The sequence below is a fragment of the Sphingobacterium bovisgrunnientis genome, assembly GCF_009829085.1.
Classification (GTDB): Bacteria; Bacteroidota; Bacteroidia; order Sphingobacteriales; family Sphingobacteriaceae; genus Sphingobacterium; species Sphingobacterium bovisgrunnientis.
Window position 1 is genome coordinate 120,067 of the sequence record NZ_WUQY01000003.1, and the last position, 12,755, is coordinate 132,821.

Genomic DNA, 12,755 nt, shown 5'->3' on the forward strand with positions numbered 1-12,755 from the left:
AGATAGAATCATTTTGCATACTTGTCAAGTGTTGTTAGGAAAAAAATGCATTTATTTTCGGCTGAATATTCTAAATGACTAAAAGCAAGACTATTAATTTTTGTCCATTAATGTAAAAATATTTTGCAGGTCTGGATAATATATGTAACTTTGTATATCAAAGTACTTTTATGAATCAAAAAGATTTAATAAATCAAATCGGACAGATACGCTCCTTGATGGAGAAATCATCAAAGTTCATGTCAATAAGTGGGCTTTCGGGTGTTTTAATCGGAAGTTACGCTTTAGTAGGAGCTTTTGTAGCTTATGTATTGGTGTATGGATTTAATAGTGAATTTGGTTACCGAGACCATTATGTCAATAATGGAAACATTCCAACGTTAATAGTTATAGCCTTATCTGTATTGGTTGTATCCATAGGAACAGGCTATTATATGGCTAGACAAAAAGCGAAGAAATCCGGCCAATCTGTTTGGAATCCAACAAGCAAAGCCTTATTCAAGGCTATGGCAGTACCATTACTAACTGGTGGTTTACTTTCGCTGATTTTTATTTATAAAAAGGACTATGGTATGATTGCTTCTACGATGTTGATTTTTTATGGATTGGCGTTGAGTGCAGCTTCAAGTTTTACATTCAAAGAATTGCGTTGGTTGGGTATTTTGGATATTATTTTAGGATTGTTAGCTTTGTGCCTTCCCGGGTACGGCATTTACTTATGGGCTGTCGGCTTCGGTATTTTACACATTATTTACGGTTTAATCGTTCATCAACGCTACGAGAAGTGAATTTAGATTTATCTCTATATGACAAAGTATTAGAAAATCGTGTGCGTTTGCAGATCATGAGTATCTTGGTCGCAAACGAACATTATGATTTCAATTCGTTGAAAGAACTTTTGGAAGTGACGGATGGAAACTTGGCTTCAAACCTCAAAAGTTTGGAGAAGGAGGGATATATTACGGTAGAAAAATCATTTGTAGATCGAAAACCCAATACAAAATACCGTAAGACAGATAAAGGTCAGAAAGCTTTTGAGAATCATCTCGCAGCGTTAGAAAATTTAATAAAACAACAGTACAAATAAATTTTTTTACCCATAAACTTTGAAATACAAAGTACTTTTAAGTTATAAATTATGAGATTACGATTTATGTTATTTCTTTATAATGGTTCTTCCGTTCTATATACTAAGCTATTCAAACGTAATAAAAAAGCTTGGGGACTAAGTGTATCGGATTTCCTGGCATATTCTACTAATACTTTAGGCTACGCACTGGGAAATTTCTATTTATCAAACGGGTTTGATGTCATGCCAAAGCTGGAAAATCACGATGTCTTTCACGTGATTACTGAAACGAATACGGACATTCAGGGCGAAATAGCTATGCAATATTTACTTATGGGAAACGGAAAACGAAGTCTCTATATGTATGCGATGATTGGCATTGGTACAGTTATTTATCCCGAATTTATTCGGTATTACATGTTCAGTTATCAAAAAGGGAAATCACTAAGTAAATTTCATCATATAGAATTCAAAGACTATTTAGCCAAACCATTAGTCGAACTTCAGCATTCACTTTACTTAAAGTCAAAAATTCAAACTATATAATTATGGAAACTAATAATCAAAACCCCAAACTGGAAGAACATAGTCAAAATCTTCCAACATTATATGACCGTATTGTGAATTCAATTGTCCTGAAATTGGGTGTAATATTCTTTCTTACACTACTTATGTTAATTCCGCTGAACTTAGTCAATGACTTAATTCGCGAACGAAAAATAAGGGAGTCACAAGTTTCAACAGATATATCTGCGAAGTGGGGGAAATCTCAAGTCGTGGCTACACCTATTTTGGCCGTTCCTTATAAATACAGTGAAGAATCTATAGAGAAAAATGCGTTAGGAAAGGAAATAACAACCCACACCATTGTAGAAGATTGGATTTTCCTATTACCAGAACAGACTCAAGTAAAAGTAGATGTTAATCCAGAATACCTCAAAAGAGGAATTTTTCAGTCTGTAGTTTATACCTCAAAATTGGATATGCGAGGTGGCTTTCCAAAAATTGATTTTGAAAGTTTAAATATTGCGAATGATGCTGTGAATTGGTCACAAGCCAAAATCGTTTTGGGTATCGAAGATGTTAAAGGTGTTTCGATAGCACCAAAATTGAGTTTTGCGGGTGTATCAATTCCACTTAAAATGAATGGAAAGTTGTTTACACTTTTTCCAAATAATTTGGTTGCGGATTTAAAATTGACTGACGAAAATTCTATATCATCATTTCATATCGCGTACGAATTAAAAGGTTCGAAATCTTTTAATTATTTGCCTTTGGCAAATCAAACGAAACTTAATGTCACAGGAAAATGTGGCAATCCAAGTTTCAATGGAGGTTTTCTACCTGACGATCGCGATGTGCAAGATTCAAGCTTTACGGCAGAATGGAATATTCCGAGCTTTGCACGTAAGTTGCCGCAACAATGGATTGGGCAGTCCCAGATTTATAGTTTTCTAGATTTAGCTTTATCCGAAGAAACTATAGATTATTTGCCTGAATTGAATCTTACTGCTGTAGCCAACTCCAATTTAGTATCTACGGATATGGACATGATACAGGTTAATTTCTTACCAGAAGTGAACAATTATCAAAAAACAACACGCGTAGCAAAATATGGTGTTCTGGTAATCATATTGACGTTTGCTTCCTTATTCTTTACAGAGATTATTAAGAAACAACGTATTCACCTCATCCAATATATTTTGATTGGTGCTGCTATGGTGTTATTCTATTCTTTACTATTAGCTTTTTCAGAACATATTGGTTTCAATCCAGCATACTTAATTTCTGCACTAGCGACAATTCTGCTCATTGCTTCGTTTATTTATATGATTACCAAAAATCGTAATACAGCATTGCTTTTTGCTGGAATTTTGGGTTTGTTCTATACGTTTATATACGTCTTAATGCAATTGAGAGATTATTCGCTAATAGTTGGAACTGTGGGAATATTTATAATTCTAGCTGTACTTATGCGTGTATCCACAAAAGTAAACTGGTATCAATTTGATCGCAAATGATAAAGCTAGGATTTGAAGGCATCAAGATGTATGTTACATGCATCTTGATGCTTATTCTGAAGAGAAAAATATGAAGTTTGTTTGGGAGAATTTTGAATCGTCTTTTGGAGTATATCATTATTCTATGTTTTGTTAAATTTCCCTATTCGTCGCGGATTTTCATCAAAAATACCTAATAATTTAAAAAGTCCGTGTGAGGCTTGAGTTTTACTTGAGCCTTTTCTGTTTTATTCCCTTTGGCTTTTTTATTATCTTGCTTTAAAAAAATATTTGATGATGAATAGAGTTTCTATTTTAACTGCTTTATTACTTATGAGTGCATCAGCAATGGGGCAACGTGCACCAGAGAAAAGAATTGAGAAATCAGTTTTGACGAGTAAAATAAACGATTATTTGACCAAACGACCTATGAATGCGGAGGATTTGTGGAAATTGGGACGTGTATCAGCAGAAGGTTTGACTGTGGACGGAACAACCTTGGTGTATGGTGTTTCGAATTATTCTTTCGAAGAAAATAAATCAGAAAAAAACTTATTTACTATTCCTGTAAAAGGTGGTACAGCACAAGCTTTCCCTACAGAGCCGGGTGGTGAATCCGTGATTGAAATTACTGCTGAAAATGATGTCATTTATCTTTTCAAAGGTCAATTGTGGAAGAAAAATATCAACGGTGCGAATGCAGTTCAATTGACAGATGTAGAAGGTGGATTGTCGGATGTAAAAATTTCTCCCGACAAAAAACATATTATCTACAGTAAGCAAGTACTTATTAACAAAAACCACAGCGTGGATAAATATGCTGATTTACCCAAATCAAATATTTATATCTATGATAATTTAGATTATCGTCATTGGGACAAAGATAACGATGGGCGTTTCAATCATCCATTCGTTGCGACATATGAAAATGGTAAAATCGGAGAAGCAATTGATCTTTTAGAAGGCCAGCCTTTTTATACGCCTACTGTACCTTTTGGCGGAGCTGAAGATTATGTCTGGGCACCTGACGGAAAATCAGTTTTGTACGTGTGTAAAAAGAAATTTGGGAAAGAGTATGTGACAAGCACGAATACGGATATTTACCAATATGTCTTGGCTACGAAAGAAACGAAAAATCTCACAGAAGGCATGCAAGGCTATGATAATCATCCAGAGTTTAGTACAGATGGCAAACGTCTAGCTTGGACGAGCATGAAGACCGATGGGTATGAAGCGGACAAAAATGATATTATTATCATGGATGTTAATTCAGGTGTAAAACTAAATCTTACAGCGCATTGGGATGAAACAGTCAACTCGTACAAATGGAGTAAAGATGGTAAGAAGATTTATTTTTTAGCGCCAAAAGGCGGAACAGTGCAATTATTTGCCGTAGACATTCCTACAAATCTGAATGTACGTTCTTTACCGAAAATCCAACAAATTAGTGAAGGGCAATTCGATGTTTCGGGAATAGTCGGCGAAACAAAAGATGGGCTAGTGGTTACTTCTACCAAAATGACTCGCGCAACGGAAGTATATTTGTATAGTTTTAAAACAAAAAACCTAACGCCAATAACTACCGTGAATGATGCGAAATACGCACAATTTCAAGATACAAAAGTAGAAAGTCGTGTTACCAAAGCATCGGATGGTGAAGATTTATTTTCTTGGGTGATCTATCCACCAGATTTTGATCCTACTAAAAAATATCCAACTTTATTATTTTGCCAAGGTGGGCCACAATCGGCTACCACGCAAGGTTATTCATTCCGTTGGAATTTTCAATTGATGGCTTCGCAAGGCTATATCGTTATTCTTCCGAATCGTCGTGGTATGCCAGGATGGGGTACAAAATGGAATAAAGATATTTCAAAAGATTGGGGTGGACAAGCAATTAGAGATTACATCTCGGCAATAGATGATTTCAAAAAAGAACCCTATGTAGATAACGATCGTATTGGTGCTATAGGTGCGAGCTATGGTGGATATTCTGTCTTTATGTTAGCTGGTGTGCACGAAGGCCGATTCAAAACTTTTATTTCACACTGTGGATTATTTAATATGGAATCGTGGTATGGTACGACAGAAGAGTTGTTCTTTGCTAATTATGATTTAGGTGGTCCATATTGGGATAAAGCAAATGCTAAAACATATCAAGACTTCAACCCGATTCGTCATGTCGACAAATGGAATACGCCTATCCTTATTTTACAAGGTGGAAAAGATTATCGCGTGCCTATTGGACAAGGACAAGAAGCTTTTCAAGCTGCGCAATTGAAAGGAATCAAAAGTAGGTATGTTTTTATGCCAGATGAAAATCATTGGGTGCTATCCGGTCACAATGCGCAAGTATGGCAACGTGAGTTCTTTGGCTGGTTGAATGAAACATTATAACATAAAAAAAGTCTGAAGCGGGGAACTTCAGACTTTTTAACTAACCAATTATTAACCTAAATTATGAATTACTACTATAACGACCAATTTTATGCCAATGTTGTATGTGATTGTTGATTTAACAATTGTTTAACATTTATAGGTAGTTATTAAGGTTTAGCTATTAATTATTATAAATTAAATATTAGAGTTTGCCAAAGACTATAAATAAAAAATGTCTGAAGCGGGGAACTCCAGACATTTCTAACTAACCAATTATTAACCTAAATTATGAATTACTAGTATAACGACCAATTTTATGCCAATGTTGTATCAAACAGTTGTTTTAACAATTGTTTAACAATATGTGGACAGATAAATGACAATATGCTAAAAATATAGCCTTGAGAATTCTCAAGGCTATATTTTATTTAGTATCTTTCTTTCCGAAAATGGATATCTTTAAATATTTTCCAGGATTTGTTTTGAGATCCAAAACTAATTGATCCAGGTTCTCAGAGGCATTGGTCAAATTATTGTACAATTTGTTATCATTGACGAGTAATCCAATAGAACCTTCTCCTTTATTTATCTTGTCAGTAATAGCTTGCACATCTTGCATTGCCTTATTGGCATTATCTACGGTAGCTTTAATCTCCGTTTTTGACAGATCAGATGACAGGTTGTCAAGATTCGCAATTATCTGGTTGATGCGCGAACTGTTGTTTTTGAAGTTATTGGTAATAGATTCGAGATTTTGCATAATTTTCGCCAAGCGTACTCGCTCAGATCCCATTAAGCCTTCAACATCAGTCGTGATCTTTTCAACATTTTTCAATGAAATAGAGATACTACGCAGACTTGTTTTGAAATCGCGTTGGAATTCATCATCCAATGCAGTGTTGACAGCAGATAGCACGGAATCTAATTTCACGACAAGATCCTCTACTTTCTTTTGTAGTGGTTCTACTTTTTGGAGAAGATTCGCTTGTACGTCGGATTGCAATGGATCGCCATCACGAGCGTATGTTTTGCTATTTCCTAAGTCAAAAACAATTACTTTTCCTCCTAAAAAACCATCATTAGAAATACGAGCGATGGTGTTTGAAGGAATTTCGTATTCGTCTTCGATTTTGAATTCAGTACGAATTTTTCCATTATCCATAAGAGTTGTCTTGGAAACTCGACCAATTTTGAATCCGTTTACCAATACGGGATTTGATACGGCTAAGCCATCCACGTTGTCGTAATCCGTATAAAAAGTGTTTTCGGAACTGAAAACATCGTTCCCTTTTAAAAAACTGTATCCAATAAATAATAATGCAATGGCGATTGCTGTTAGTGCGCCAACTTTAGTTTCGTTCGATAATTTCAAAGTTACTACGTTTTAGATTCTACATGAATATACTAATAACATCCTAAAGATAGAAAATGTTTAGATATCCGAATAATTAGAATTTTTTAATCGCATTAAATAAACTGTTGACAATTGCCTCTTGACCTGTGCTGGACATTAAGAATTTTTCTTCTTCCGAATTACTGATAAAACCAACTTCCGTCAAAACTGCGGGCATACCTGCTGTTTTTAACACTGCAAATGGTCCTTCTTTAATTCCTCGGTTAGGTCTTCCAGCTTTTACATATTCTTCTTGCATCAATTTGGCTAATCTAATACTTTGGTCGCGGTATTTTCTTTTCAATACCTTGAACACAATATAAGATGAAGGATCTTTAGGGTCAAATCCGCCATAATTTTCTTCGTGATTTTCTTCTAAAAGAATAGAAGCATTTTCGCGAATTGCGACATCTTGATTTTGCATATTATTATAACCCAAAACAAATGTTTCTGTACCTCTTGCTGAATTATTTGCTACTTGCTGCGTTACCCATTTACCTTTTTTGTTTTTGACGCGTTTTGTCGTCGTGCCACTGGCATTCAGGTGAATGGAAACAAAAATATCAGCATGATGGTTGTTCGCTAGTGCTGGACGCTCGTAGAGATTAGGATATATATCTGTTTTACGTGTGTAAATGACTTTTGTTCCTGGAAGTTCAGCTTCTAATTTTTTTCCCAATTTAAGCGTTATTGCTAGCGCAATATCTTTTTCACGTGAAAGTTTCCCAACAGCGCCAGGATCTTTTCCGCCGTGCCCTGCATCCAATACAATTATTTTACCTTTCGACTTAGGAGGTTCTGGTTGATGTTCAATTTCTGCTGAGGAACTTGTAAAACTGCTGATTAATGGAAAAAGACTTATACTCAAAATAAGTATTGTCACAAAACCTAATATATTCTTCGCTTTTCTAGTATTAAACATATATGCTATTTAAACAGTTTTATTCGTTTTTAGTTTACTATCTTTCTACTGCGGCTTTGTAGTTTTTAATAGCATCGAATAGATTTTTTACTATTTCGGCTTGGCCTTCTTCGGATAACATATAATCTTCTTCGCTTGGACTCGATATAAATCCAATTTCTGTCAAAACTGCTGGCATACTTGCACGAGCTAATACGGCCAAACCTTGCTCTTTGACTCCTCTATTTGGTCTGTTCGAGGTGATGTATTCATTTTGCATTAAGGAAGCTAATCGTATGCTGCGGTCACGATATTGACGTTTCATTACTTTGAAGACAATATAAGAAGAAGGATCTTTTGGATCAAAACCAATTAAATCGGCGTTATTCTCTTCATAATTCTCTTCTAATAGCATGTCGGCATTTTCGCGAATTGCTACGTCCTGTTCATTCATACGATGAAATCCTAAAACCAGTGTCTCCGTACCTGTAACTTGTGGGTTTTTTCTGCGTGCAGTATTAGCAGAGTTTGCATGTATGGAAATAAATAAGTCTGCGTGATTTTTATTTGCTATCTCTGATCGAGTACGAAATGGAACATCAGTGTCAGAATTGCGTGTCAATAATACATTGATCCCGATTTTTTCAAGCTCTTTTTTTAGTTTAATAGATACATCCAATACAATATCTTTTTCTTTTGATCGGCGCCCCACAGCTCCTAATGCTGCTCCACCATGCCCAGGGTCTAAAACCACTGTGAATGTTTTTTTAGGGGGATCAGTATTAATTTTTGAGACAGGATGAAAGGAAGAGGCTATGGCGATAATAAACGCAGCTACAAAAAAAGAACTTATATATTTAACACTATTTAAAAGAATCATTTTTATATTTTTAACATTTTTGTGTGATTAATCAAAAACTGTTTCAAGGCAAAGATAAAGCATAAAATTTATTCAAAAAAATAACATGTTTATCTATTCGTTTTTTGACTATTTTTGTCGTTAATAGTTTATTTTTGCGCTAAATTAATATATAAGATTTTCAATTTGAAAACGGTAACGAGTTTTTTATGCGGTTTAGTATTTCTGATTTCAGGAATTAATGTTGGGTATGCACAGATGATTCGTTCACAGAATTCAAATATATCTGTCCAAGACACCATAAAAGCTACTGCAGATACATCCAAAAATCATTTGAAACTTACCAACGGTAAGGATACGGTGGTTATGAAAGATGAAAGTGGTTTGGAAACTGTTGTAACTATTGTTGCAAATGACTCATCATGGAATGAAGTGAGTAAAAATATTATTCACTTATATAGTGGAGCAAAAGTGAAGTATCAAGACTTTGAGCTGTCTGCAGATTATATTCGATTGGACCGTAACACAAATATGTTGTATGCGAGTGGTGTAACAGATCATACGGGTAAATATGTGGGACGACCTGTTGTTCTTTTTCCAAATGAAACCCCAAAAGCTGTCGATTCATTATTGTATAACTATAAATCACAAGAGGGAAAAACATTTGGCATAATGACCGAAGAAGACGGAGGGTATATTCAAGCGCGTGTGCTACGTAAGAATATTTACGATGAAATGTCAATTCAACATGCGATGTACAGTACTTGTGATTTGCCATTTCCACATACGCATTTTGGTATAGCAATTCCGAAGGGATTAATTACCTCAAAACAAGTGATAGCAGAATGGCCGCATCTCGTAGTTCAAGGGATTCCCTTCAAGTTTATAACAGTTCCATTTGGATTTTTTCCAAAAACTAATAAAAAACAAGCTGGATTTTTATTTCCTTCTTTTGGTGATGATGTTACGCGAGGGTTTGGTCTACGTGATTTTGGCTGGTATTTGACATTTAACGATTATTGGGATTCCGAAATTCGAGGTTCATTCTATTCGAAAGGAGCATGGGAATCTTCTATTCGTACTAATTATTTGGTGAATTATAAATTTAGCGGTGGTTTTAATATTCGTTTTGCTTCAACCCCAACAGGAGTTGAGGGTTCTGATAATTACAAGCGTGCAAAGGATTTTAATGTCACTTGGACTCATACACAACGACAAGAGGCTAATCCAGGTACATCCTTTTCAGCATCGGTGAATTTCGGTACTTCATCATATTTTCAAAATTCGGGAGCGGGAAGTACTTACAATTACAATGAGTTGACACGAAATAACATGTCTTCTTCCATTTCATATGGAAAAGTATTTGCGGACGGAAAAGTTAATTTTACATCTAGTGCTTCCCATCGTCAGGATATGCAAACCGGTAAAGTTGATTTAGAATTGCCACAGTTCTCATTGAACGTATCTACTTTTAATCCATTTGATTCAAAAGAGCGCGTCGGTGAGCAAAAATGGTTTCAACGAATCACTGTTGGTTATAGTTTACAAGGTCGTAACACCCTTTCGACAGGAGATTCTACAATCTTTAGCAAACAAACTCTACAACAATTTACAAACGGTTTCCAACATAATATTCCTGTTAGTTTGAGTTTAAATGCGTTTAAGTATTTTCAATTCAATACTTCTGTAAATTATACCGAGCGTTGGTATTTGCAAACTATTCGCAATTATAGAGCGAATGAAATAAATGGTTATATTAATGTAAGAGATACTGTTGGTGGTTTTCGTCGTGCATATGACTATTCTATGTCTAGTGGATTGTCAACAAAAGTATATGGTGTTTATCCCAAGATCGGAAAATTCGAGGCTATTCGTCACGTTGTAACACCTTCTGTTAATTTTAACTATAGACCTGATTTTGGAGATCCAAAATATGGATTCTATAGAGATTGGATTGACCAAAATGGAAAACTGTCAAATTATTCCATTTTTGATGGAGCTATGTTTGGTGGTCCATCTTCTGGAAGATCTATGGGAATCGGTTTTTCTGTTGACAATAATATTGAAGCAAAAGTTAGAAATAAAGCGGATTCAACGGAATCGGGAAAAGATGCTTTCAAAAAAATTCCAATTCTTCAAGGCTTGACATTTAGTGGTAACTACAACTTTGCAGCAGACTCTTTAAAACTTTCAACGATTTCTTTTTCGGGTCGAACAAGTATATTCAACGAAAAAATAAATTTAAATTTCAATGGTACATTGGATCCATATCAATTGGATAATCAAGGTCAGCGAATAGATAGATATGCCATACAAGACGGAAATTTAGCACGATTGACCAACTTTGGACTTTCATTTGACTATAGTTTCAATCCTGATGCAAATAAGAGTCGTAACAATAACGTAGACTCTATGCGTAACCAAATGCCTAACATGACCAAAGAGCAATCTGAAGCTTTGGCACGTATAAGCCGTGATCCCAATGCGTTTGTAGATTTCAATATTCCATGGAACTTGGCCGGTTCATTTAGTCTGCAATACTTTAAAAATTTCGATAATAATCTACGAAGGGTACGTAGTGACTATACAGCTACAATCAATTTACATGGTGATATCAATGTCACACCTAAGTGGAAAATTCAATTTAACTCAGGTTATGATATCAAACAGAAAGAAGTTGCGATGACAAATTTCTCAATTTATCGTGATTTACACTGTTGGGATATGTCTGTTGGATGGGTGCCATTTGGTCGTTTTCAATCATATAATATTACTATACGTGCTAAGGCGTCTGTTCTACAAGATTTGAAGTTAACAAAACGCAATAGTCATTATTCATATTAGATTTTTTTTGCTAACTATGTGTTATGAATGCAGAAATCATAACCATAGGTGATGAAATATTGTTGGGTCAAATTGTTGATAGCAATTCAGCTTGGATTGGTCAACAGTTGAATTTACTTAATATTCGCGTACAGCAAATTACTTCAATTTCGGATACAGCCGAAGCAATATCTAATGCGCTTAACTTGGCGTCAAAGCGGGCAGATCTTATAATCGTTACAGGAGGTTTAGGGCCGACTAAGGACGATGTTACAAAACAAACTATAGCTTCATATTTCGGTAAAAAATTAGTACGTGATGCAAAGGTTTTGGCGCATGTGCAAGGTTTGTTTACACGTATTGCTCCCGACAAAATAATGCCCGAAGTGAACCAAGCGCAAGCCGATGTAGTAGAAGATTGTGAAGTGCTCTTCAATGATGTAGGTACTGCGCCGGGCATGTGGATTACCGACAAGGATAAGTATTTTGCTTTTTTGCCTGGTGTTCCATTCGAAATGAAATTTCTAGTTACTAATCGAATACTTCCAAAATTGAAAGAAAATGCTTCATCACAGCTTGTGGAGCATCGACATATTATTAGTATTGGTCTAGGCGAATCATTCTTAGCAGAAAAAATAGCCGATATCGAAAATAGCCTCCCAGAAAACATAAAATTAGCTTATTTGCCAAGAGTAGGGTTGGTGCGTTTGCGATTGTCTCAAATTGGAGAAAGTGATGTATCTATAGATTTTTACCATCAGCAGTTGGTAGAGCGGCTGGGGCATCATGTGGTTACCGCAAAGGATATATCAATAGAGCAAGCCATTGTGGAAGCTTTTGCGAATGACGATTTAAAATTAGCTACCGCTGAAAGTTGTACAGGAGGAAGTATTGCCAGTGGTATCACTGGGATTTCAGGAGCTAGTGCTATGTTTGATTGTGGCATTGTGGCTTATCATAATAACATTAAGCAAAATTTATTAGGTGTCAAAGAAGAAACATTGAAAGAATTTGGAGCAGTGAGCGAACAAACAGTAATCGAAATGGCGGAAGGGGTGAAAAAATTAGCAGGAGCAAATTATAGCATTGCCACAAGTGGTATCGCTGGCCCAGGAGGAGGTACTCCCGAAAAGCCAGTTGGTACGGTTTGGATTGCGGTAAGTGGAAAGTATGAAACGAAAACAAAACTTTTTCACTTTCGTAACGATCGTGCAATCAACATTGAGCGTACAGTTGCGCAGGCGTTTGCGATGCTTTGGAATATGTATGTAAATGACAAGAGCAATTAGAAATATTCTACTGTTAAATCAATAATATAAAATATTATATTT

10 protein-coding genes are annotated in these 12,755 nt (G+C 35.5%); 7 read left to right on the forward strand and 3 right to left on the reverse strand.

Annotated elements, in window-relative coordinates; translation table 11 throughout:
• Nucleotides 1-170 precede the first annotated feature (170 nt).
• From GOQ16_RS02960 to GOQ16_RS02980, 5 genes are all read left to right on the forward strand, one after another.
• A complete protein-coding gene (locus tag GOQ16_RS02960) occupies nucleotides 171-788 on the forward strand; it encodes a hypothetical protein (RefSeq protein WP_160067733.1) in 618 nt (205 codons plus the stop codon).
• Complete coding sequence (locus tag GOQ16_RS02965; RefSeq protein WP_160067735.1) at nucleotides 785-1,087, forward strand: winged helix-turn-helix domain-containing protein; 303 nt, start codon at nucleotides 785-787, stop codon at nucleotides 1,085-1,087. The genes GOQ16_RS02960 and GOQ16_RS02965 overlap by 4 nt, the downstream gene beginning before the upstream one ends.
• A 51-nt stretch (nucleotides 1,088-1,138) precedes the next feature.
• Nucleotides 1,139-1,615 carry a Coq4 family protein gene (locus GOQ16_RS02970; protein ID WP_160067737.1) on the forward strand — a complete coding sequence of 159 codons (477 nt, stop codon included), beginning with the start codon at nucleotides 1,139-1,141 and terminating at the stop codon, nucleotides 1,613-1,615.
• A 2-nt stretch (nucleotides 1,616-1,617) separates the two neighbouring features.
• Nucleotides 1,618-3,090, forward strand: coding sequence for a cell envelope integrity protein CreD (gene creD / locus GOQ16_RS02975; protein WP_160067739.1), 1,473 nt, complete (start codon nucleotides 1,618-1,620; stop codon nucleotides 3,088-3,090).
• Nucleotides 3,091-3,363: 273 nt separating this feature from the next.
• Entirely contained in the window at nucleotides 3,364-5,466 is a 2,103-nt protein-coding gene (locus tag GOQ16_RS02980) for a S9 family peptidase (protein WP_240140949.1), read from the forward strand.
• A 406-nt stretch (nucleotides 5,467-5,872) separates the two neighbouring features.
• On the opposite strand, the gene GOQ16_RS02985 is transcribed toward GOQ16_RS02980, so the two are convergent.
• From GOQ16_RS02985 to GOQ16_RS02995, 3 genes are all read right to left on the reverse strand, one after another.
• Entirely contained in the window at nucleotides 5,873-6,820 is a 948-nt protein-coding gene (locus GOQ16_RS02985) for an MlaD family protein (protein WP_160067741.1), read from the reverse strand.
• Nucleotides 6,821-6,896: 76 nt separating this feature from the next.
• The gene (locus GOQ16_RS02990) at nucleotides 6,897-7,763 is read right to left on the reverse strand and encodes an N-acetylmuramoyl-L-alanine amidase family protein (protein ID WP_160067743.1); all 867 of its coding nucleotides are present in this window, start codon (nucleotides 7,761-7,763) and stop codon (nucleotides 6,897-6,899) included.
• 37 nt (nucleotides 7,764-7,800) lie between these two features.
• Nucleotides 7,801-8,622 carry an N-acetylmuramoyl-L-alanine amidase family protein gene (locus GOQ16_RS02995; RefSeq protein WP_160067744.1) on the reverse strand — a complete coding sequence of 274 codons (822 nt, stop codon included), beginning with the start codon at nucleotides 8,620-8,622 and terminating at the stop codon, nucleotides 7,801-7,803.
• Nucleotides 8,623-8,787: 165 nt separating this feature from the next.
• Between GOQ16_RS02995 and GOQ16_RS03000 the strand changes: the two genes are divergently transcribed.
• A complete protein-coding gene (locus tag GOQ16_RS03000; RefSeq protein ID WP_240140950.1) occupies nucleotides 8,788-11,445 on the forward strand; it encodes a putative LPS assembly protein LptD in 2,658 nt (885 codons plus the stop codon).
• A gap of 23 nt (nucleotides 11,446-11,468) precedes the next feature.
• Nucleotides 11,469-12,713, forward strand: a complete 1,245-nt coding sequence (locus tag GOQ16_RS03005) for a competence/damage-inducible protein A (RefSeq protein ID WP_160067746.1) — start codon at nucleotides 11,469-11,471, stop codon at nucleotides 12,711-12,713.
• The last annotated feature ends 42 nt before the right edge of the window (nucleotides 12,714-12,755 follow it).

Bases quoted from the DNA above. Each gene is read 5' to 3' on its own strand.
- GOQ16_RS02995 (WP_160067744.1), bottom strand. From the start codon at position 8,622: ATGATTCTTTTAAATAGTGTTAAATATATAAGTTCTTTTTTTGTAGCT.
- GOQ16_RS02960 (WP_160067733.1), top strand. From the start codon at position 171: ATGAATCAAAAAGATTTAATAAATCAAATCGGACAGATACGCTCCTTG.
- creD (WP_160067739.1), top strand. From the start codon at position 1,618: ATGGAAACTAATAATCAAAACCCCAAACTGGAAGAACATAGTCAAAAT.
- GOQ16_RS02980 (WP_240140949.1), top strand. From the start codon at position 3,364: ATGATGAATAGAGTTTCTATTTTAACTGCTTTATTACTTATGAGTGCA.
- GOQ16_RS02970 (WP_160067737.1), top strand. From the start codon at position 1,139: ATGAGATTACGATTTATGTTATTTCTTTATAATGGTTCTTCCGTTCTA.
- GOQ16_RS02990 (WP_160067743.1), bottom strand. From the start codon at position 7,763: ATGTTTAATACTAGAAAAGCGAAGAATATATTAGGTTTTGTGACAATA.
- GOQ16_RS03005 (WP_160067746.1), top strand. From the start codon at position 11,469: ATGAATGCAGAAATCATAACCATAGGTGATGAAATATTGTTGGGTCAA.